Here is a 21,845-nt window from a genome sequence, read left to right as displayed (position 1 = left end):
AAATTATTTTACATCCTCTTCCATTTTACAAGCTATTATTCCATGATATACTTGTGCATCATCATCACAAGCCTCACAGTAGAAACTTTCATCCTCTGACCAAAAAGCCCAATACTGCCCTTCTTTTACCGCCTCATTATCATATGTTAAACGAAAGTGTGCTAATTTTTCCTGTAAAGCACTATCAAACTGTTCTTTCACTTCAAATGTATCTTGTGTTTGAATAAAAGCTTTCCAGCCCTCAAATTTCCACCAAGGCTCATAATCCGCTTTCATGTAAATAATTGTATACATATTTGCCCATTCCTTGCTGTCATAAGATATCTTCATTTTAGCAAACACACCTGAAATGTCTATTAAAACCACCTGAATTATGCTATTATTACCTTATTATACATACTTTTTGGAGGTTATTATATGTTTTCAAGCATTCGACCTAAAGCTGAGCTGGAAGAACTACTAAAACGTGGTACAGATTTACATGCAACAGGCCGATTCCATCAAACATTGGCATTTAATCATTTCAATTCACAGGATGAAGAGCATTTAAAAACGCTCTATCATAAGCTCAAAGAAATTACTCCTTCCATGAATGCCATTTTTCATCATTATTTAAGTGAGATATCCCCTACCTCTCAATTAACCATTAGTGAAGAAAATATTAATCAATACTTAACACAATTTTTCCTAGCAACACGTGATGACGATTATGTGGATGAAACCGTCAAGTTTTTTAATTTATTTCGGAAGCATCAATATGAGCCTGGTAAATTAATTGTGGTCTTCAATCAATTTGCCTTCTATATTACTACTTATATTCTACATAACTTTGGGATGAAGCCCAATAAAGCCTTTCAGTATATGAAATCATTCCAATCTGCTGTCAATGTCGATCAGGAGTTACTAGTGGAAGTATTGACTGAGCGCATCATTGAGAATGTTGTAGGTGAAGTATCATCCTTAATGGATGTCAATGCCAAAATCATGTACATGAAAGATTTAGTATTTAGTTTAGATAAGCAAAATGAGGAGATTCAGTCCTCCACTGCTGCGACCGAGGAGATTGCCGCTTCTATAAATGAAGTAGCCCGCATGTCCTCTCAGATATCCGAGAAAACGACTGAATCTGTTGACCATGCAACACAAGGAAAAAATGCCATTGAACATGCGTTATCAGAAATCTTTAAAACTGAAGAAACATTTACTTCCATTGTAGAATCCTTTTCAGAATTGCAAAAACGGGTAAATGATATTGAACAAGTTGTAACTTTAATCAACCAAATTGCCGACCAGACGAATTTACTGGCACTTAATGCCTCCATTGAAGCAGCAAGAGCTGGTGAACATGGCAAAGGTTTTGCCGTCGTAGCACAAGAAGTACGAAAGCTCGCAGAAAACACGGTCTCTGCTTTAAGCGAAGTCTCTACGAATGTCCATCATTTAAAGAGCTATTCCAATGACGTTTCAGACTCTATTACGGAAACAACAACGATTATTAAAGAAGCAACGGTCGAGGCAAAAGAATCGTTACCATTATTAAATGCGATTGTACATGCGATTGAAGGTATTAACTTGGATGTGACAAATACAGCAGCGATTTCACAGCAACAGGCAGCTGCTATTGATGAAGTGTCCGTTAGAATGATTGAAATATCTAGCTTGCAAGAAGATATTCGTGATTATAGTCATAATACATCAAGTGATATTCATTTATTAGGAAAAGAAATCAATCGATTCCGTAATGATATTATTGCTAATAATAATGTGCAGCTTTCATCCATTGCCCTTTTACAACTGTCTAAAGCAGATCATATTTTATGGAAGTGGCGCATTTATAACATGTTCCTCGGCCTCGAACATGTTGAACCAAGTGATGTCTCTTCGCATAAAGACTGTCGACTTGGTAAATGGTATACAGCTTCTCGAACAGTAGAACGTTTCGGCCATTTACAGGATTATCATGAATTAGACAATTATCATTCACGTGTCCATGAATCAGCGAAGCATGCTGCGGAAGCTTTTAAGGCAGGCGATATCGCACAAGCCGATATCCACCTTAAAAAAGTAGATGAAGCGTCTACTCAAGTTCTTTATTATATTAATAACTTAATTGCCTATTTAGAAAAGGAACGTGTGATGCAATAAATGGAGAGGCATTTTCCTCTCTCTAATGGTAGGAGGTATTTCTTTGAACAAACGAGCAAGTATTAAATTTTTTGGTGATGTCTACGGGACAGGCTACCGATTCTTTATTAAACAAAAGGCCATTGAATTAGGGCTAAAAGGTTACTGCCGATTGAATGCGGCCGAGCAAATTGAGGTGGAAGTAGAAGGAGCCGAAAAAGCGCTTAATGAATTCCTTCTTTTTGTCCAAAAAGGCGTCAGCCCTCAAGCCGATTCCAATTCGTTTTCGCTAGAATTGTATGATGATTTAAAAGGATACGTACGAATGGAGTCAGACATTGTTTAGTCTGGCTCCTCTCTTTATGTAGTGCTGTAATGCCAAGGTTTATCAAGCTTTTCGGCACTTTTAATTACAGAATGAATACGGTTTATCTAAAATGCCGTTGCAGGGTCACGTTTAAATAGGATTGAGGATAATTGCTCAGTCCTATTTATTTTGACTTCCATACAAAAAACACCTGTAACGAATTTTTAAATCTAATTGAATACAAAAGAAGAACCCCCATGTTCGTATTTCTAGTTTATTTAATTAAAGCCTTCGTTAGTCATTAGTAACTCCAAAATTTGTCCCCACCACTGTGAATCATCCTTTCAATTTATCTTATAAAAATATGGACCACACATTGATTCATGTGTATGAACATATGTCCAAGTAAAGTTTTTATCAAATACATAGATATCTTGTTGAGTATCAAAATCCCTTGATATCACTTTATTAGCATTTGTATAAAGAAATAGAATTGGTGAACCTTGATACATTACATAAAATTCTTCATTAGATAATGTATCAAATGCTTTTCTGGCAACTTCCCTTTCCAAGCATTTTTGTTTCTCATAACTGAAAATATGCCATTTAAACTGTTCATAATATATTTCTTCTTTTAACCCTTCACTAATGTTTTGTGCGAATGTCTTATCCCATAAATCAATAATTTTCTCTGCTTCATTTACTACTTCTATGACTACACCTTTTTCACGTAAGTTTTGTTTATATAGATAATCTTCTTGGATAAAAACGATGGACCAATAAACATTTTCTAATTCTTCCTCTGGTAAACAGTCTAAGATTTTATCAATTTTATCTCTAATCATTTTTTCCTCCAATAATTAATTATAGAATCCGTTTTTTTTGTAAAAATCGAACTTCAACTACCCTGCTTAGGTAGTTTAATAATACCTCAAAGTGAATTCATTTGGATAACTATTTCCATTTACCTATCCAGCCAATTCTATATGGGTCTACTACTTTTTTTCCATATGACTATCACGCTCAATGAGCCAGTTATAGAAAGGCACTGGACACTCTCTATTTGCTGTTTCTTCTTTAATGCTGAATTATACTAGAAAGCAATACAGTCTTGTTATACGCTCGTACAAATACGGCTCTTGATATTGTCAGAACACCTTCTTTACGTCAGGGATCCACACCTCTCGATAGGAAAATTTATTTGCATTATTACAGATCAATTGTTTGTATTTTGAGTAGTATTAATTTATGAGTACCTGGGCCACTAGATGTTGAAAGTTCCAGGAAAGATAACTAATTCTTATCGGCAAATACCACTCCAAGAATTTCTACGTTCCCCCACTTTTACGATACCATACAGCATCTGCCGAAAATGACATTGAGGATACCTAATCACCCATAACCATAAATATAAGTTTTTCTATTTAAACTAGTAAAAAGCACTAAAAGTATCAATCTGAAGACCGAACCTATATCATATAATGTTCACAATTTTCCCCAGAAAGAAGAGGACTTTGCCTTTGTACAACTTATTCCTACTTATTCTAGGTAATATCATTGAGAAAATTAACGATTCGCAGTAAAATTTATGTAAGGTTTCATTTTTCACTGAAACTTTATGTCGATTAATTCGTATAAGAAGATAGACATATTGAAAAGCAAGGAGGAAGAAACAATGCTTAGTGTCGGACAGTTTTTTTCTAGACATACTGCTAGCTTCATTATTTCGCTAACTACTGTTTCTATCACAGCAATTGCAGCAAATCCTGGATTCTTCCTTGGTGGTTTACTGTTTGCTGGTTCGTATGCGACGAGTACAACGTTGCTGAAACATAGACAAAAAAAGAAAGTCATGCAAATAGCAGGTATCACAAAAGAAGAATTCAAACACATTGAAACACAATTATCAACCGCTAATAAGTACATTCAAACATTAAGTCAAAACTATTTACGTGTACGTTCTGTATCGGCTTTTAAACAACTACTTGAAATGACGCGTATTTCAAAAAATATCGTCAAAATTGTGAAGACAGATCCACGTAAGTTTTATAATGTTGAACCCTTTTTCTATGCGCATTTACCTTCTGCAGTTGAATTAACGGATAAATATACAATGCTTTCAAAGCAACCTGTGAAGGATAAAGAAATTCAATTGACGTTATCAAAAACGCGTGAAACCCTGACGGACTTAAATGATACGATTCAAATTGATTTAAAGGATGCGCTTGCTAATGATATTGACCACCTACAAATGGAGATTGAATTCGCAAATCGATCCAATCTTAGACGTAGAGAACAATTGGACTGGCGAGGCGATGATAAATGACGGCAGATGAACATGCGTTCCAATTAAATACCATTCCTGGTCTTTCACCATTAGTACATTCATATTTGGAAACAACCCCACAAAACGAGGCGATGGCGACGTATGAAACGCTATCGCCTCTTGCGCAAAGTCGTGCCTTATTATATGCCAGTCAAATTGATTTGACTGATTTTGAATCATTGCTGTCTCTAGGTCAAGATTCACAGCGTTCCTTGTCGCAGTTTGCAGATCGGATGCTGGCTCAGGTGAAGCAAAAAGACGTGACAAAAATCGGCCAAATGCTAGATTCTTTAATGCACACCTTGGATCGAGTAGACCCGACAGCTTTAGAGCCGAAAAAGCAAACTTTTTTCAAAAAAATCTTTGGTAAAACAGAGCCTACTGTGAAACAGACGCTAACAGAATTTGAGCGTATTAGTATTAATGTGGAACGTATTGGCGTTCAATTGGAACGTGCCCAGCTCCAACTCATTAGGGATGTAGAAAATTTAGAAGCACTATATACACATAATCGGGGATTTTTTGAGGAATTAGCTACTGCGATTGCAGCTGGTCAAATGAAAAAACAGCAAGCAATTGAGGTTGAGCTTCCTACAAAAATAACAAGTGTCCAAGCAAACAAGCAGCCACTTGCTATACAACAGCTAAATGATTTCGCCGCACAAATTGAAAGGCTAGATCAACGCATTTATGATTTACAAGTATCTCAGCAAGTAGCCCTGCAAACGGCACCCCAAATTCGCATGATACAACAAGCGAATCAAACATTAGCTGAAAAAATAGAGTTTTCCATTGTGACACTGATTCCTTTATGGAAAAATCAACTGGCGATGATGCTTTCCATGCATATGGACCATCATTATGCACAGTTAGAGGAACGATTATCACAGACACATGATCGTTTTTCAAGTCCTTCATTTGAACAGCAAGTGTCAAAATTTAAGGAAACACAACATGAGTTACAAACAGCCATTAAAGATGTCTTCGCCCTACATACGGCGACTGAACAGGAAAAACAACAGTTGCAAGATAAGACAGATATGAGAGGCTATCTGAGGGATTAACGAAAAAAATGGGTGGCTCAGAAAGCTTTCTGAACCACCCTGTCTTCTTTTATGCAAAATATTCTTTATAATAACCGCCGACATTACCTGTGTTATCGATGATAAAAATGAACTCTTCTGTTTCATTTTTCACTTCATATTCTTTTCCAACTGTTAAAACGTTTGAAACTAAGTATTTTGATGCATTTGTATGTTTGCAGGTCACTGTTCGTAATGTTGGCGCATCTTTCCATTTTAAATGTAACATATTTTCTCTACCTCTCTTTACTAGCATAAAGCTAATGTCTAATGCTTATTTTATAATATTTTTAGGCATTTGTGGAGAAAAAAGAAATACAATACCTATTCTATCCAAAAAAATTTACATTTGAGGTGTTATGATGAGCTTTGGTGGTGTACCGCAATGGTTTTTTATTATTGCTGTAGCATTTGTAATCTGCTTTGTACTTTATGCAGAGTGGAATTCTAGAAAGTAAGTGAGTCCAAACAGAAGGACTCACTTTTTTATATTTATTGCCACTTACTTTAATGTTCGTTTTAAAAACTCTTTCGTCCGATCATGTTGAGGGTTTACTAATACTTGAGATGGTGGGCCTTCTTCGACAATCACGCCTTTATCCATAAAGACCACGCGATCTGCCACTTCTTTGGCAAATTCCATCTCATGGGTCACAATCAACATCGTATTACCTGCATCGGCTAATTGACGCATGACTTTCAATACCTCACCCACCATTTCAGGGTCTAGTGCTGATGTAGGTTCATCAAAGAGCATCACTTCTGGATTCATCGATAATGCTCGCGCGATGGCTACGCGTTGTTTTTGTCCCCCTGAAAGTTGTCGAGGCTTTGCGTTCACGTATTGATCCATGCCTACGATTTTTAAATATTTAAGTGCCGTTTCTTCTGCTTCCTTCTTCGAGCGCTTTAAAACTTTTATTTGACCCACTGTACAATTATTTAAGACATTGTGGTTATTAAATAAATTGAACTGTTGGAATACCATTCCTAAATGTGTACGATATTCTTGGATATTGTGCTTTTCATCTAAGATGTCTTCCCCTTGATAAATAATTTGCCCACCACTTGGCGTTTCTAATAAATTAATGCAACGAAGTAAAGTGGATTTGCCTGAACCAGAGGAACCAATTAAACAAACGACTTCCCCTTTTTCCACCTGAAAATTAACATCTTTTAACACTTGGTTACGTCCAAATGATTTACTTAAATGCTCAATTTTAATCACTGCCATTTGTGCGTCCCCCTATACTACTTCTTTTTGTTCTTTTTGATAGGCATCTGGTCCATCTAAACGTCTTTCAACATATAGAAGGATACGCGATGCAGTAAATGTCATAATGAAATAAAGAACACATGCTACAAAGAATGATTCAAAATAACGGAAGTTGTTACCGGAAATCGATTTTGTTTGGAAGAATAATTCCGTTACACCAATAACATTTAAAACGGCTGTATCTTTAATATTCATAATTAATTGGTTACCTGTTGCAGGTAATACGTTACGCGCGACTTGTGGTAAAACCACATGAAGCATGATCTGGAAGTGATTCATACCGATGGCTGATGCCGCCTCGTATTGCCCATTATCGATTGATACAATACCACCACGAACAATTTCTGTCATATAAGCACCCGTATTAAGTGAAACGACTAAAATACCCGCTGTGATAAAGTGCATGTCAATGCCAAATGCAATATCTAATCCGTAATAGACAACCATAGCCTGTACAATCATTGGTGTACCACGGAAAAATTCAACATAGCATGTGAGTATAAAATTAATGAGCTTTAAGCTATAAAATTTCACACCTTTTTTACGAACTGGAATCGTATGCATAATTCCGATGAAAAATCCGATAAATGCACCAATAATTGTACTTATGATCGAAATCAGTAACGTATAATACGCACCTCGTAAAAACATTTGCCAGTTGTTTTCAATAATTGAAAGTATCCATTCAAGACTCATGATGTTCCTCCTAACAATGTCATGTTGCTTGCTTTTTCCTTTCGTGTCCTAGCTCTTTCTACTATTCTATGATTTATTTCGCTAGGACATTATCATTATGTCGAGAGGTTCTCATTTTGATAATGATGAAATGATAGTGCACGGACCAGCAACTAGTCCGTGCCATCTTGTTATTGTGCTGCTGGTTGCTGAGAAATTGCTTCTTCCATAATTGTTTGACGATCATCTTCAGAAATGCCTTTTAGGATTTCATTGATTTTTTCAAGATTAGCATCGTTTTTACGTAAGCCTACAGCAATCGAAGTATTTGAAAGATCCGTATCAAAGCCCTCTTCAAATGCTACATATGTGAACTTATCGTTGGCAGCAGCAGCGGAAATACCTTCAGGACGCTCTGCTACATAACCATCAATTTTGCCTGCTTCTAAAGCTACACGCATAGCTGGGAAGCTTTCCATTGCTGTTTGTTTTTCTACACCTTTAATTTGATCAATCACATTATAGTTGGATGTATTTAATTGTGATGTAATTTTAGCACCAGAGAAATCTTGAATCGATTTGGCTCCTTCATATTTGTTACCTTTTTTAATAACCATTACAAAATCTGAAGTATAGTAGTTTTCTGTAAAATCAATTGTTTTCTTACGTTCTTCTGTTGGAGACATACCTGCGATAATGGCATCAATTTTATTGGATTGTAGGGCTGGTACTAATCCGTCCCATTCCATTTTGACAATGACTAACTCCTTGCCTAAGCCTTCCGCGATTTTCTTCGCCATCTGTACATCGTAACCACCTGCATACTCTGCATTATCGGCAATTTTCACTGCGCCATTTGCATCATTTTGCTGTGTCCAGTTGAATGGTGGATAGCCAGCCTCCATTCCAATTCGGAATTCACCGCCGCCTTCTTCCTTATCTGCGCCAGCATCACCTGAACCGCCTTCTTTTTTGTCGCTAGTGCCACACGCTGTTAACACTATTGCCGTCATGATAGAGATCATTACTAACAACCATTTTCTTTTCATGAAAAACTCCCCTTTTCTGTAAAAAAATAAGACAACTGTACTAAAAAAGACCTAAGTATTTGAACTTAGGTCTTACCTTTTATGACAGTTGCCCAAATCCTCACTATAATTTCCATATTCCGAGATAGCACAACCTAGTAAATCTGGAAACGAATTAACTAGGACAGTCCTGCACTTATTCACTGCAGACCCAGCATAAAAGTACGAGCTCCTTTTATACTTCGGCGATATTTCCTTCTTCATTGCGTCTTCGCTTGCTTGAACTCAACAATGAACTAATAAATACCGCGCCTCTACCTCACTGTTAATTGTTAGTGAGGTTTGTTTATTTAATTGATATTTAGATACTACTATAAAACTAGTATGTTCGTCAAGAGAGTTTTATCATTTTTCTGACTAATTACAATATTAGGGTACTATGCATTCTCTAACCATTATAAAACTATGCACTTTTATCAATATATCTGAAAAAAGCAACAAATTATTATCACGAAAAGGATTTACTCTAAGAAAAAAGATGCAGAAACCTGAAATTTCTCATGACTTTTATAATATTGGAGACCAAGAAAAAACCCTGCGGAACAAAGTTCGCAGGGTTTAAAGGAATTATGAATTTAATAATAAATCTTCAGGATTTTCGATTAATTCTTTAACTGTTTTTAAGAATCCTACAGAATCTTTTCCATCGATGATACGGTGATCGTAAGAAAGTGCTACATACATCATTGGACGGATTTGAACTTCACCATTTACTGCAACTGGACGGTTAACAATTGAGTGCATACCTAAAATACCAGCTTGCGTACCGTTCATAATTGGTGTTGACATTAATGAACCGAATACACCACCGTTTGTGATTGTGAATGATCCACCAGCCATGTCATTTAAGCCTAGTTTTTTCTCACGAGCTTTATTCGCTAAGTTAGCGATATCTTTTTCGATTTCTGCGAAGTTTTTGCTGTTTGCATCGCGTACAACTGGTACTACTAAACCTTCTTCAGTTGATACAGCAATACCGATATCAAAGAAGTTATTTAAATGTAATTCATCGCCAACGATTTGAGCGTTTACGTATGGGTATTTTTTCAGTGCTGCAACAACAGCTTTTGTGAAGAATGACATGAAACCAAGTTTGATGTCGTTTGCTTTCACAAACTCTTCTTGTTTACGTTTACGAAGTGCCATGATGTTTGTCATGTCAATTTCGTTGAATGTTGTTAACATTGCTGTTGATTGTTTAACTTCTAATAAACGTTTTGCAATTGTTTGACGACGACGGCTCATTTTTTCAATTGTTACACGGTCAGAATTAGCTGCTGGTGTGAATACAACTGGGCCACCTGTTGTTGCTACTTGTGTAGGTGCTGCTACTGGTGCTACTGCTGGTGCAGTTCCATGAGCTGCTACGTCTTGTACACGAACACGGCCTTGTGGATCTACTGGAGATACTGCTGCAAGGTCAATGCCTTTTTCACGTGCAAGTCGACGTGCCGCTGGAGATGCGATAACACGCTCACCAGAAGTTTCTTCTACTACAGGAGCTGCTGCAACTGGTGCAGGTGCCGCTTGTGGTGCTGCTGGAGCTGGAGCTGCTTCATCTGGTGCCGCCGCTGCTGGTGCAGGTGCTGCGCCTTCTCCTGCTTCTACGATCGCGATAACTTGACCAACTAGTACTGTATCGCCTTCTTCAGCTAAAATTTGTGTTAATACACCTGCTTCTTCAGAAATGATCTCCGCGTTTACTTTATCTGTTTCAAGTTCAACGATGAATTCACCTTTTTCAACGCGATCGCCCACTTTTTTTACCCACTGTGCGATACTACCTTCTGTAATCGATTCTGCTAATTCAGGGACTTTAATTTCAGCCACTTTCATTTCCTCCTTTGATTAACGTGCATGACGCACATAAAAGGGCTACTGCTTGAGGGCAAGTAGCCCCGCTTTCAATATTTATATGTGATTATTTAACCTTTACTGGCTCAGCAACAGCTTCTTCAATAAGAGATGATTGTGCTGCTTTATGAGAATCTGCATCCCCTTCAGAAGTTGAGCTCATTGCAGGACGACCTACATAGCGAAGCTTTTTACCTTCTGCAAGTTCATATAATGTTTCTAATGCATAATTCCATGAGCCTTGGTTTTTAGGTTCTTCTTGTACCCAAACGATTTCTTTAGTATTAGGATACTTAGCAATAATACCAGCAACTTGCTCTTTTGGGAATGGGTAAAGTTGTTCTACACGAACAATGTGTAGGTGATCGAAGCCTTCTCCGTCTTTCACACGTTCTGCTAAGTCGATCATTACTTTACCTGTACCTAAAACGATGCGTTCTACAGCTTCTGGTTTTGTACCTAAGCCCGGTTGTTCAATCACTTCTTGGAATGAACCATTTGCTAATTGCTCAGCATTAGCAGCCGCTAATGGGTGACGCAATAATGATTTTGGTGATACGACTACAAGTGGACGTACACCTTCAGTGCCTAATAACGCTGCTTGACGGCGTAATAAGTGATAGTAGTTACCTGCATTCGAGCAGTTTGCTACAAACCAGTTATTTTCTGCAGACATTTGTAAATAACGTTCCATACGGCTAGAAGAGTGCTCTGGACCTTGGCCTTCATAACCATGTGGCAATAGAATAACCATGCCAGATTTTTGACCCCATTTAGAGCGTGCCCCTGAAATAAAGTTATCAAACATCACTTGTGCCATATTCGCAAAGTCACCAAATTGTGCTTCCCAAACTGTTAACACATGGCCGTTTTCTAGGTTGTAACCATACTCAAAGCCAACTACCCCTGCTTCAGTCAGTGGTGAATTGTGTACTGTAAAGGATGCACTTGCACCTGTAATATGGTGAAGTGGTGTAAAGACATTGCCATTGTTTTTATCATGAAGCACTAAGTGACGTTGTGAGAATGTACCACGTTGTGCATCTTGACCTGTGAAACGTACTGGTGTGCCATCTTGGATAATTGTTGCATAAGCTAAAGTTTCCGCATGACCCCAGTCGATTTTTGCAGATGCAAATGCATCACGACGTTTTTCTAAAATTTTACCAAGCTTTTTCTGTGGCTCGAAGTTTTCTTCAAACACTAAAAGCTCTTCATTGATATTACCTAAACGTTCTGCACCAACTGCTGTATCCATTTGTGGGAATTCTATTTTTAATTCCTCTGGCATTTCTAAATGAAGATGTTCATCTTTCGCAGCCATTTCTTTTACATGATCATAAGCAGCTTGCATTTCTGCATAAATAGCTGTATCTAAAGCAGCCACATCGTCAGCTGATACAAGACCTTCTGTTACTAGTTGTGCACCATATAACGCACGCACAGTTTCGTGTTTAACTACTAATTTATACGTTTCTGGGTTTGTAACCGTTGGATCATCTGTTTCATTATGACCATGACGGCGGTAACCAACTAAATCAACAACAATATCTTTACCAAATTTTTGACGGTAATTAGCTGCAAAACGACCTACTGTTGCCACTGCTTCAGGGCTATCTGCATTCACATGTACTACTGGTACTTCATACCCTTTTGCTGGGTCAGAAGAGTAGACAGAAGAACGAGAATCATATTGTTCAGTCGTGAAACCAATCATATTATTCGCAATAATGTGAATTGTACCACCTGTTGTAAAGCCTTCTGTTTTAGCGAAGTTTAAGACTTCAGTCACAATCCCTTGACCTGGGAATGCTGCATCACCATGCACAAGAATTCCTAAGCCTTTTGTGCGATTATGAACCGCTTGACCTGGTTTTGAAGTATCATCTTGTGATGCACGAGTAGCACCTAGTACAACTGGATTGCCAACTTCTAAGTGAGAAGGGTTGTAAGCAAGTTTCACATTCATACCAGATTCACGGTTGTATGAAGCACCCATATGGTATTTCACATCACCTGTCCAACCTTTTGTAATTTCAAGGCGGCCATTTTCCGGCATAAATAAATCATTTGATACATGAGCAAAGTCAGAGAACATCATGTCATAAGGTTTATTTAAAATATGTGTTAAAACATTTAAACGACCGCGGTGTGCCATACCAATACGCACATTTTCAACATTTACCGCTTCTGCAGTTTTAATGATTTCATCAAATAGTACGATTTGCGTATCTAAGCCCTCACCAGAGAAACGCTTTTGTCCTACAAATGTTTTATGGATAAATTTCTCGAAATTTTCAACACGTGTTAAACGATCTAATAAGGCTTTCTTTTCATCAGAAGATAATGCTTGTTGGAAAGAGCCTGATTCAATTTGTGCTTGAATCCAATCACGTTCTTCTGTAGATACTACGTGTTCATATTCAAATGCTACTTTATTTGTATAAATAGCTTTTAAATAGTCGATTGCATCCTTACCATTTTTCACGTTTGCTGGCACATCTTTGAAGAAGATTGCTGCAGGAATTTCAGCTAAATCTGCAGCGCTTAAGTTGAACGCACTTTCTTCAATTTGAGCTGTTTGTAGTTCACGGTTTTTCAGAGGATAAATATCTGCCGCTAAATGACCGTGTGAACGGATTGCGTCAGCTAATTTCACAGCGGCTAATACTTTTTTGTAATCGCCAGCAGGAGCCGCTGCTGTATGACTAGCTACAGCTACTTCACCTTCTACTACTACTGGTGCACCAAATTGTTGGAATAAAGAAACTAACTCCGGTTCTACTTCTTCAGGAGACTGTAAGAATAAGTCGTATTGCTCCATCACATATCCTAGGTTAGGACCAGAGAAAGCTGACCATGGAGAACTTACAGTTGTAACGTTGTTCGACATGAAAAATGACCTCCAAATTTTGCCTTTCGGCAGTTCCATTAATTAAATTGCAATTAATTATATAATATTTAGCCGTTCTTTAAAAGAATGTTTCACACTACTTTTCCATATTTTAAAGAACGTTTTTTCCATCTCAATCTTACTACTCTTCACAAAAAATACAACTCTTTTTAGCAAATTAAGCAATTTTTTTCGCAAAGGATGAAATTATGAAATAAAGCGTGCATTTTTCTTAATATTTTAGCGGGATATTCAACGAGAAAACGGTTCCAATATTAACCTCACTCTTGACTTCTACCGTTGCATTGTATTTTTCTAGGAGCATCTTCGAAATACTCAGCCCTAAGCCAGTTCCACCGATTTGACGGTTTCTTGCCTCATCCACTCGATAAAAACGATCAAATATAAAAGGGATATTGTCTTTTGCTATTCCTATACCATTATCAGCAATTTCTAAACATGCATAATTTCCAGCAACAGAAATAGAAATTTGTATCTCAGGAATTTTTTCACAATAACGAATTGCATTCTCTATTATATTACGAATGATTTGACTTAGTGCATTTTCGGTAATAAATAAAGGACCTATTTCTCCATTTTTCGACAGCGTTATTCGCGCTTTCGGGTGTACAAGTCCCATCTCATCCATAACAGCTTGGATCACCGCTATTGCATTCGCCTCACTCGTTTCATCTTTTTCCTCACGTCTTGCAAGCTCTAATAATTCCTCGATCATTTTACGCATTCGGGCAATTTCTGTTAATGATGTATCAATAGATTCCTCTAAAATAGCTGGATCATTCTTGCCCCATCTTTTTAACAGGGAAAGATGTCCCTCGATTGCTTGGATTGGCGTACGTAGCTCATGAGAAGCATCTGCGACAAATTGTTGTTGCTGTGTAAAAGAAATTTGCAGCTCATTCATCATAGCATTGTACATTTTCAATAGATCGCCAATCTCATCGTGAGACGTGTAAGTTAGCTGAATGGGCTCATTAAAGCCTTGATCCATCACCATTTTCATGGATGCACGTAATTCATGCAATGGTTTCATTAAATAATTCGCTAGATAATACCCAATGGAGCCTGATAACACCAATGCCCCAAGACCTGCGATGAGCATCGCTGTTAATAGATAGTGCATTAACGATTGGAAACCAGTGAGCGGATGTACAACTTGGATATACCCTTGGAAAAAGCCTAGGCGAATTGGTTCGTTAATTACTAGCACATCCTGCTTGTCAATAGTCGTCTCAAAAATCTCCTGCATTGAGCTAAGTGGTGCGGCAGCTGAAGTATTATTGATACGCAAAATATCCACGCCATCTGCATTAAACATTCTAACAGTTTCATCACGATCAACAATCGATTTGAGTAAACCAGTATTTTGTTGAATTTGTTGGATGGTAATATCGGGTCCCTGTGATTGTAAAAATGAAATAATATCCCTACTAGTACGTTCAACTTTACTTTCTTCATCATTTAATAGCCAAGTATGAAGGGAAATATATACAACTACGCAAATAATCGTATAGCTAAAGAAAATCACACTGCTTGAGGTAAGCATCCATTTTTTCTGCAGAGATTGATGGCGAAAATACGTTTTTAACTTGTTCATTCCCGCATCACATACCCAACTCCTCGCACCGTTTCAATATAGGCATTCATATCCCCTGGGAGCTTGGTCCGTAAATGACGTATATACACATCTACCACATTGGTCTCAATATCTGTATCGTAGCCCCATACGGATGTTAAAATATGCTCACGCGTACAAACTCTATTTTTGTGCTCGATTAATAGTTTCAGTAAATCATATTCTGTCTTTGTTAAGTCGAGTTTATTCCCTTGAACGAAAACTTCATAGGCTGCAACATCTATCTCGATATCACGTAAGCGCAAGGATTCACTGTTTGCTGACTCTGGTGTTGCACGACGTAAAATCGTTCGGATTCTAGCCAATAATTCTTCAATTGCAAACGGCTTGACAATATAGTCATCTGCCCCTGCGTCTAAGCCTGCCACACGGTCCATGACAGCATCTCTTGCCGTGATTAAAATAATCGGCACCTGAGATTGCGTCCTAACACGCCGACAAATTTCAATCCCATTGATACCCGGTAACATCACATCTAATAAAAGCACATCAAATTGTTCAGTTGTTGCCAAGGATAGACCTTCACGACCTTCAAAGGCTACTGTCACTTCGTAACCTTCATGCTGTAATTCTAGCTCGACAAAACGAGCGATATGCTTTTCATCTTCCACTAACAATATTTTCTTAGGCATATAATCACCTTCTATTCCGAAATAACGATGTAGGATTTTTATCCCTATACTGTTATAGCATAACACCAAATAAAAAGTCTGTCTCACAAGGAATAACTTGTGGACAGACTTTTTTAGTGAGCTTCTGAAATATAGAGATTATTTTTTCCAGATTCTTTTGATTTATATAAAGCTTGATCAGCTAAATCCATTAATTCATTCAATGTTTGGGCATGATCTGGATAATAAGAAATTCCTATCGAAGCAGTAGGTGTGAACAGATGATCCTCAATCATCCAGCCTGCTGTTAATTCATCCCGAATGCGACGAATAATATGCATAATTTGGCTATGTCTTTTTTCGATCTCTCTCGTTAAACCTGTTAAGATGACAAGAAATTCGTCGCCCCCTATTCGAATAACGATATCATGACTTCTAACGGTATTGCTCAAAGCCTGACCAAAGTGCTGGATAAAGGCATCCCCTGTATCATGACCAAAGCGGTCATTTACCTCTTTAAAATCATCACCATCTAAAAAAAGCAACGCCACACTAGTATGATTTTCGTTGGCTTCCGCTAATATTTTAGGAAATTCTTTTTGTAAATAACGTCGATTAGGTAGTTGTGTTAAAGAATCATGATAAGCCAGATAAAGCAAATCATTTTCTCTTTCTTTGCGATGAGTAATTTCACGGGACACCATCATAATTTGAGAAACTTTTTCTCGATCGGGGTCATGCACCACTGTGACATTACCTTCTGTCCAAATGGGTGTGCCGTCCTTCGCCTTAAGCAATAGCTCGAACTGCTTATCAGTCTGACCAGTAAAATTATTTAAAAATGTTTGCCATTCGTGTTGGCTTTCTCTATCGATAATGGCACTATAAAACTGACCTTGCAGCTCCACATTTTCATAGCCTAAGTATATTCCATAGGAAGGCGAGGCATAAATAATGATGCCATCTTCATTGGTAATCACGATTAAATCATTTGTATTTTCCGTAATTAAGCGGAAAGTTCGTTCAATATTTTTTAATTCTGTGAACATTCTATTCTTGTCTGTAATATCATAGTTAATGGTTAAAATTTGTTCAATCTGACCGAACTCATTTTTTAATGGAACAATGGTCGCCTCCACCCAATAATCTGCATGATATTTCGTGCGATAGCACAGCTCTCCTCGCCAGATCTCCCCAGCAGCAAGATTGTCATTGATTAATTGTAAAAAACTTTGTGTTTGATAGCGTGGCTCAAGTAACGCATAGGGCTGACCAATCAATTCCTCTGCAGTGTAGCCTGAAGCTTGTAAAAACATCTCGCTCACTTCTAAAATATTGCCTGCACTATCTAAAACAGCAATGGCTGTAGCTGAATTTAATGCCGACTTAAACACTTCAAGACCGTGGGATTTTGAACGCAGCTCTGCCTTTTGCAAGGTGAACTGTGTGAAATCCTGCATAATAAGAAAGATAGCAAAGGAATTATCCTCCTGCATAACAGGTGATAGTGACAGTAAATACATGCGTTCTTGTTGGTCCAACGTAAGTAATTTTACAAACTTTTCATCAACGTTTTCTCCTCTTGCGGCTTTTTGTAAGCACATCTTAATTTGCTGTACTTCTTCTTTAGGCACAATCGGTAAATCAATAAACATTTTTTGTTTGACGGTTTCATTATCTAATTGAAAATTTTCCATAAAGCTTGAATTCACTTCATATATCATACCTTCAGCTGATAACACGACGGTCGAAAAAAAGGCATGATCGAACATCGACCGCATAAACAAAAATTTATCTTCAATACTACGATCATAATGAATTTCCTTGGTAATTGCTAAAACATAGTCTTCCTTGTTAAAGTGCAATGGCCGTACGGTTGTTTCGTATTTACGAACCTCCGACTGCACATATGCATAATCTACATAGTCAACCTGATTATGTTCTGCAATTGCATGTAGATAGTTTTTCTGAATGATCGAAAAATTTCGCTTCGAAGTTACGGCAGAAAGCATTTTTCCAATCGCCTCGAGCGATAACAGTTCTCGAGCTGCATGGTTTAAGCGAATATATTGAAAATCTTCCTCTACTTTTTTCATAAGAAAAACAAAATCATTGCCAATAAATAATTGATTAAAGAAATCATCGCTTAAAAGATAATCCATACTGTCACCCCCAGAAAAGCCATTACCATCATTATAAAAAATGCTATGTATATGCTTAATTATACGTTAAAACTAATACTACTATTATAACATAAAAATAAAAAATTACCTTTTTAGAATTCGATAAATTATATCCTTTTAAGGGTATTTTTTGATATTTTGTCTATTAAAACAAAACTAAATACTACTAAAGATGTAGAAAAATGATTAATTCTAGATAAAAGTGATAGAATCGACTTAACATGAAACATGGTCAAATAAATGAGCCATTTCTATTCATTTATCAGAATTTACTGACTATTAAACTTAAAATTTTGGTTTTTACGAGCAAAATGATTGCATCAAACAGCTCGTATGTTATATTATATTTAAAAAACTAGTCTTTTTTCGGTATGGTCGAAATCAGTAAGACAGCGGGAGATTATGGAATTTCATAGTTATAACGTCTAGTTCTTTGGGTTTTAATTCCAGTACGAAATTTAGTTTTCTTCTTTATGCTTCAACGGAATTGTTTTAACTACCCTAGTAAAGGAGGCGTTTCGTATGCTTAAACATCGAGACCTGCATGAATGTACAGAGCTTTATGAGCTATTATCACACCCTTCTGTATTCCCTTTTGTCCGTCAGAAAGCCACATCCGCTGATGAATATTGGTTTATGACAAAGCAACTGATCGAAGAGGAGGCGAGAGGACTCGCTATCTCGAGGACCATCACTGATGACTGGGGTCAACCAATCGGCACCATTAGTATACACGATGTTGAAGACGGTGCAGGCTTTTTAGGAACGTGGATTGGACTCCCTTACCAAGGAAAAGGCTATAATCAAAAAGCGAAAATGCTTTTTTTGAACGAGTTATTTTTTGACTACAATTTCCATACGGTATTCCTCCGTATTCGTGTTGAAAATATAAAATCACAGCGTGCTGCATTAAAGCTACCCTATGTCGTGAGTGCCAATGAAAGTCATCCAACTTTGTTAGCACAAGTCAATAGCGGTAAGGCACAATTTACTTTATTTAAAATTCCAAAAGATTTATTCTATTTAACAACTGCGTATCAAATGCAAGAAGGCGAAGAGCAAGCAATGTAAGGATACTTTAATAAGAAGAAAAGAAGCTATGAGGTGTTATCGTCATCGACATCCCTCATAGCTTTTTGCTTTTTTATATTGTCTTTATTTTTGATAGTGTAAAATTAATGACGCCATCTCGTCAGGTGTTTTTGGTTTTTGTGTTTTGGACATCGTTTCAACCATTTCCACTTTACGCTCTGTTAATGTATAAACAGACTTCATAAAGGATTCCTTCGTTAATGCTTCTTCTTGTAACACTTCTGCATAGCCCTGTTTTTTAAATAAATTAGCATTCAAGATTTGATCACCACGGCTTTTTTGGGCAGATAAAGGCACCAAAAGCATTGGTTTATGAAGTGCCAAAAATTCAAAGATCGAGTTTGACCCCGCTCGAGACACGATGAAGTCTGCTGCATGCATTAAATCAGGCAGCTCTGTCGTGACATACTCAAATTGCTTGTAGCCAGACATTGACTCTAACGATTGATCATAGTTCCCTTTCCCACATAAATGAATAATGTAAAACTGTTTTAACAGCTCGGGTAAATTTTTTCGGAGGGCATCATTCAGAACAACCGAGCCTAGACTGCCACCCATCACTAGTAAAACAGGTTTTAATGTCGTGAAACCACAGTAAGCTAACCCCTTTGCTCTTTCCCCTTGCAACAATTCAGGACGAATAATGGAACCTGTGCAGGTTGCTTTTTCTTTTGGTAGATGCTTCAGCGTTTCTTCAAAAATGGTGAACACATGAGAGGCAAAAGGTAGGGCAATTTTATTGGCAAGCCCTGGTGTCACATCTGACTCATGGATGACAACCGGGACACCTGCAAGTTTGGCTGCCATGACAACAGGGACAGAGACGAAGCCCCCTTTTGAAAATACAACCTGAGGCTTTACTTTTTTAATAATACGAAAAGCCTGCATCATTCCAGCAAGCACTTTAAATGGGTCTGTAAAATTTTTCATCGAAAAGTAACGACGCAGTTTACCACTCGCAATGCCATAAAATGGGACATTAGGGAATGCCTCGCCAATTAATTCTTTTTCAATACCTTGTTCTGAGCCAATATAGTGGACATCATAACCTAGTTCAAGTAAAGACGGGAGTATCGCTTGGTTTAACGATACATGGCCAGCTGTCCCACCACCGGTTAAAATGATTGTTTGTTGTTTCACATGAATTCTCCTATTCCTTAAAAACCATTGTAGTTAGACTACTTTTTGTTTACAGTGTTCTATTTTACTATATGCCGACGAAAAGATATAGATGAAGCCATAAAATTTCAGCTTTTCTCTCTTTACATATGCTATACTTGTTCATTATGTTAATGAAGGAAGTATCATACATGTATCAAACATCCACACTGAAAGAAAAATACGCACTTCTTTTAAAAATGATCATCCCTATTTTAGTGACACAAGTAGCCATCTACCTTGTTTCATTTTTTGATGTTTTAATGTCTAGTCGCTATGGGACGGCTGATTTAGCCGGCGTATCGATCGGTTCCTCTATCTGGATGCCGATATATACAGGGCTATCTGGCATTCTCCTTGCCATTACACCGATCGTCTCCCAGCTTGTTGGGGCAAAAAAGGAAATGGATGCGAAAAAGACTGTTCAGCAAGGCATTTATGTAGCCATTACATTGTCCATCATCATTTTCATTGGACTCTTCTTTGGCATCGATTGGATTCTTAGCAATATGCGTTTAGAAACACCTGTACATAACATCGCAAAAGGTTACATCTATTCGATGTGTGCTGGCCTTTTACCGCTATTTTTATTTTTTGTCATGCGTTGTTTTATTGATGCACTCGGCCAAACACGTGTCACGATGATCATTACCTTAATGACAACACCAATTAATATCGTACTGAATTACATCTTTATTTTCGGGAAATTCGGAGCACCAGAGCTTGGTGGAATTGGAGCAGGGTTAGCTACTGCAATTACATACTGGCTGATTTTCTTGATTACCGTTTGGATTATTGCCAAACGAGTGCCTTTTGAACGCTTTCATATGTTTCACAATTGGCCTAAGCCGGCATGGTTACGATGGAAGGAAATTTTACTGATTGGTGTGCCGATTGGCATTTCGTTATTCGCAGAAACAAGTATTTTTTCGGCCGTCACAATGATGATGAGTAATTTTAGCACATCTATTATTGCAGCCCATCAAATTGCAATCAATTTCACTTCCCTGCTTTATATGGTGCCCCTAAGTATTTCAATGGGTGTTACGATATTAGTAGGCTTTGAGATTGGTGCCGGTCGCATGCGAGATGCGCGCATCTATAGTTATCTTTGTGTTGGTACTGCCATCTTGTTTAGCTTTATTTCTGCTTGTATTCTCTTTATCCTCCGTGAACCTGTTGCCCACATGTATACAACAGATAGCAAGGTAATCGAGTATGCTGTTCAATTTTTAGTCTATGCAGCAATTTTCCAGCTATCTGATGCCATCCAAGCGCCTGTACAAGGAGCATTAAGAGGTTATAAAGACGTGATGATCACATTTATCATGGCGATCATTTCTTACTGGGTCATCGGCTTGCCTGTTGGTTATCTCCTTGCAACCCACACTGATTTGGGACCATTTGGGTATTGGATTGGACTTGTTGCAGGATTAACCACTGGCGCAATTACACTTTTAATTCGCTTGCTGCTTGTCCAAAAAAGAGTGACCGTTGCATGACAAAAAATCGCCTTTTC

18 protein-coding genes and 1 riboswitch are annotated in these 21,845 nt (G+C 37.6%); of the genes, 6 read left to right on the top strand and 12 right to left on the bottom strand.

The genetic code is table 11. The features are described from left to right. Positions 1 to 3: 3 nt before the first annotated feature. Positions 4 to 330, bottom strand: coding sequence for a DUF1033 family protein (locus AO843_RS15040; protein WP_231630162.1), 327 nt, complete (start codon positions 328 to 330; stop codon positions 4 to 6). An 87-nt stretch (positions 331 to 417) separates the two neighbouring features. Here AO843_RS15040 and AO843_RS15035 point away from each other — a divergent pair, with 87 nt between their 5' ends. Further along, positions 418 to 2,145, top strand: coding sequence for a methyl-accepting chemotaxis protein (locus AO843_RS15035; RefSeq protein WP_054611908.1), 1,728 nt, complete (start codon positions 418 to 420; stop codon positions 2,143 to 2,145). Between the two features lie 43 nt (positions 2,146 to 2,188). Further along, entirely contained in the window at positions 2,189 to 2,470 is a 282-nt protein-coding gene (locus AO843_RS15030; RefSeq protein ID WP_025115385.1) for an acylphosphatase, read from the top strand. Between the two features lie 305 nt (positions 2,471 to 2,775). Here the strand turns inward: AO843_RS15030 and AO843_RS15025 are convergent, their stop codons facing one another. Beyond that, the gene (locus AO843_RS15025) at positions 2,776 to 3,276 is read right to left on the bottom strand and encodes a DUF4275 family protein (RefSeq protein ID WP_054611907.1); all 501 of its coding nucleotides are present in this window, start codon (positions 3,274 to 3,276) and stop codon (positions 2,776 to 2,778) included. A gap of 830 nt (positions 3,277 to 4,106) precedes the next feature. On the opposite strand from AO843_RS15025, the gene AO843_RS15020 reads away from it, so the two are divergent. Together AO843_RS15020 and AO843_RS15015 are read left to right on the top strand one after the other, a co-directional pair. Next, positions 4,107 to 4,757 carry a 5-bromo-4-chloroindolyl phosphate hydrolysis family protein gene (locus AO843_RS15020; RefSeq protein WP_054611906.1) on the top strand — a complete coding sequence of 217 codons (651 nt, stop codon included), beginning with the start codon at positions 4,107 to 4,109 and terminating at the stop codon, positions 4,755 to 4,757. After that, positions 4,754 to 5,821 (top strand): toxic anion resistance protein, encoded by a 1,068-nt coding sequence (locus tag AO843_RS15015; RefSeq protein ID WP_054611905.1) that lies wholly within the window; start codon positions 4,754 to 4,756, stop codon positions 5,819 to 5,821. Before AO843_RS15020 ends, AO843_RS15015 begins: the two co-directional genes overlap by 4 nt. 49 nt (positions 5,822 to 5,870) lie before the next feature. Here the strand turns inward: AO843_RS15015 and AO843_RS15010 are convergent, their stop codons facing one another. The 9 genes from AO843_RS15010 to AO843_RS14970 all read right to left on the bottom strand — a co-directional run bounded on the left by AO843_RS15010 (position 5,871) and on the right by AO843_RS14970 (position 18,055). Next, positions 5,871 to 6,068: a DUF6501 family protein gene (locus tag AO843_RS15010; protein WP_054611904.1), complete on the bottom strand. Its 198-nt coding sequence runs from the start codon at positions 6,066 to 6,068 to the stop codon at positions 5,871 to 5,873. A gap of 273 nt (positions 6,069 to 6,341) precedes the next feature. After that, positions 6,342 to 7,073, bottom strand: a complete 732-nt coding sequence (locus tag AO843_RS15005; protein WP_054611903.1) for an amino acid ABC transporter ATP-binding protein — start codon at positions 7,071 to 7,073, stop codon at positions 6,342 to 6,344. Between the two features lie 12 nt (positions 7,074 to 7,085). Next, a complete protein-coding gene (locus tag AO843_RS15000; RefSeq protein WP_054611902.1) occupies positions 7,086 to 7,811 on the bottom strand; it encodes an amino acid ABC transporter permease in 726 nt (241 codons plus the stop codon). 170 nt (positions 7,812 to 7,981) lie between these two features. Then, positions 7,982 to 8,839 carry a transporter substrate-binding domain-containing protein gene (locus tag AO843_RS14995; RefSeq protein ID WP_054611901.1) on the bottom strand — a complete coding sequence of 286 codons (858 nt, stop codon included), beginning with the start codon at positions 8,837 to 8,839 and terminating at the stop codon, positions 7,982 to 7,984. Between the two features lie 117 nt (positions 8,840 to 8,956). Beyond that, positions 8,957 to 9,143, bottom strand: a riboswitch (Lysine riboswitch). Positions 9,144 to 9,445: 302 nt separating this feature from the next. Further along, on the bottom strand, positions 9,446 to 10,708 hold the full coding sequence (gene odhB / locus AO843_RS14990) for a 2-oxoglutarate dehydrogenase complex dihydrolipoyllysine-residue succinyltransferase (RefSeq protein WP_054611900.1): 1,263 nt from the start codon (positions 10,706 to 10,708) through the stop codon (positions 9,446 to 9,448). 91 nt (positions 10,709 to 10,799) lie between these two features. Next, positions 10,800 to 13,625 carry a 2-oxoglutarate dehydrogenase E1 component gene (locus AO843_RS14985; RefSeq protein ID WP_054611899.1) on the bottom strand — a complete coding sequence of 942 codons (2,826 nt, stop codon included), beginning with the start codon at positions 13,623 to 13,625 and terminating at the stop codon, positions 10,800 to 10,802. Positions 13,626 to 13,857: 232 nt separating this feature from the next. Beyond that, a complete protein-coding gene (locus AO843_RS14980) occupies positions 13,858 to 15,243 on the bottom strand; it encodes a HAMP domain-containing sensor histidine kinase (protein ID WP_054611898.1) in 1,386 nt (461 codons plus the stop codon). Further along, a complete protein-coding gene (locus AO843_RS14975; protein ID WP_054611897.1) occupies positions 15,240 to 15,914 on the bottom strand; it encodes a response regulator transcription factor in 675 nt (224 codons plus the stop codon). Before AO843_RS14975 ends, AO843_RS14980 begins: the two co-directional genes overlap by 4 nt. Positions 15,915 to 16,027: 113 nt before the next feature. Then, positions 16,028 to 18,055, bottom strand: coding sequence for a diguanylate cyclase domain-containing protein (locus AO843_RS14970; protein WP_054611896.1), 2,028 nt, complete (start codon positions 18,053 to 18,055; stop codon positions 16,028 to 16,030). 543 nt (positions 18,056 to 18,598) lie between these two features. Between AO843_RS14970 and AO843_RS14965 the strand changes: the two genes are divergently transcribed. Next, positions 18,599 to 19,147, top strand: a complete 549-nt coding sequence (locus AO843_RS14965) for a GNAT family N-acetyltransferase (protein ID WP_054611895.1) — start codon at positions 18,599 to 18,601, stop codon at positions 19,145 to 19,147. 84 nt (positions 19,148 to 19,231) lie between these two features. Here AO843_RS14965 and AO843_RS14960 read toward each other — a convergent pair whose 3' ends face one another. Continuing rightward, positions 19,232 to 20,308: an undecaprenyldiphospho-muramoylpentapeptide beta-N-acetylglucosaminyltransferase gene (locus AO843_RS14960; RefSeq protein WP_054611894.1), complete on the bottom strand. Its 1,077-nt coding sequence runs from the start codon at positions 20,306 to 20,308 to the stop codon at positions 19,232 to 19,234. 170 nt (positions 20,309 to 20,478) lie between these two features. Here AO843_RS14960 and AO843_RS14955 point away from each other — a divergent pair, with 170 nt between their 5' ends. Continuing rightward, on the top strand, positions 20,479 to 21,828 hold the full coding sequence (locus tag AO843_RS14955) for an MATE family efflux transporter (protein WP_054611893.1): 1,350 nt from the start codon (positions 20,479 to 20,481) through the stop codon (positions 21,826 to 21,828). Positions 21,829 to 21,845 lie beyond the last annotated feature (17 nt).

The organism is Lysinibacillus sp. ZYM-1 (genome assembly GCF_001308875.1).
Lineage (GTDB): Bacteria > Bacillota > Bacilli > Bacillales_A > Planococcaceae > Lysinibacillus.
The sequence above is the reverse complement of the archived record's forward strand: the minus strand, read 5'-3'. Positions and strand labels throughout refer to the sequence as shown.

Bases quoted from the DNA above. Each gene is read 5' to 3' on its own strand.
- AO843_RS15040 (WP_231630162.1), bottom strand. From the start codon at position 330: ATGAAGATATCTTATGACAGCAAGGAATGGGCAAATATGTATACAATT.
- AO843_RS15035 (WP_054611908.1), top strand. From the start codon at position 418: ATGTTTTCAAGCATTCGACCTAAAGCTGAGCTGGAAGAACTACTAAAA.
- AO843_RS15025 (WP_054611907.1), bottom strand. From the start codon at position 3,276: ATGATTAGAGATAAAATTGATAAAATCTTAGACTGTTTACCAGAGGAA.
- AO843_RS15020 (WP_054611906.1), top strand. From the start codon at position 4,107: ATGCTTAGTGTCGGACAGTTTTTTTCTAGACATACTGCTAGCTTCATT.
- AO843_RS15015 (WP_054611905.1), top strand. From the start codon at position 4,754: ATGACGGCAGATGAACATGCGTTCCAATTAAATACCATTCCTGGTCTT.
- AO843_RS15010 (WP_054611904.1), bottom strand. From the start codon at position 6,068: ATGTTACATTTAAAATGGAAAGATGCGCCAACATTACGAACAGTGACC.
- AO843_RS15005 (WP_054611903.1), bottom strand. From the start codon at position 7,073: ATGGCAGTGATTAAAATTGAGCATTTAAGTAAATCATTTGGACGTAAC.
- AO843_RS15000 (WP_054611902.1), bottom strand. From the start codon at position 7,811: ATGAGTCTTGAATGGATACTTTCAATTATTGAAAACAACTGGCAAATG.
- AO843_RS14995 (WP_054611901.1), bottom strand. From the start codon at position 8,839: ATGAAAAGAAAATGGTTGTTAGTAATGATCTCTATCATGACGGCAATA.
- AO843_RS14985 (WP_054611899.1), bottom strand. From the start codon at position 13,625: ATGTCGAACAACGTTACAACTGTAAGTTCTCCATGGTCAGCTTTCTCT.
- AO843_RS14980 (WP_054611898.1), bottom strand. From the start codon at position 15,243: ATGAACAAGTTAAAAACGTATTTTCGCCATCAATCTCTGCAGAAAAAA.
- AO843_RS14975 (WP_054611897.1), bottom strand. From the start codon at position 15,914: ATGCCTAAGAAAATATTGTTAGTGGAAGATGAAAAGCATATCGCTCGT.
- AO843_RS14970 (WP_054611896.1), bottom strand. From the start codon at position 18,055: ATGGATTATCTTTTAAGCGATGATTTCTTTAATCAATTATTTATTGGC.
- AO843_RS14965 (WP_054611895.1), top strand. From the start codon at position 18,599: ATGCTTAAACATCGAGACCTGCATGAATGTACAGAGCTTTATGAGCTA.
- AO843_RS14955 (WP_054611893.1), top strand. From the start codon at position 20,479: ATGTATCAAACATCCACACTGAAAGAAAAATACGCACTTCTTTTAAAA.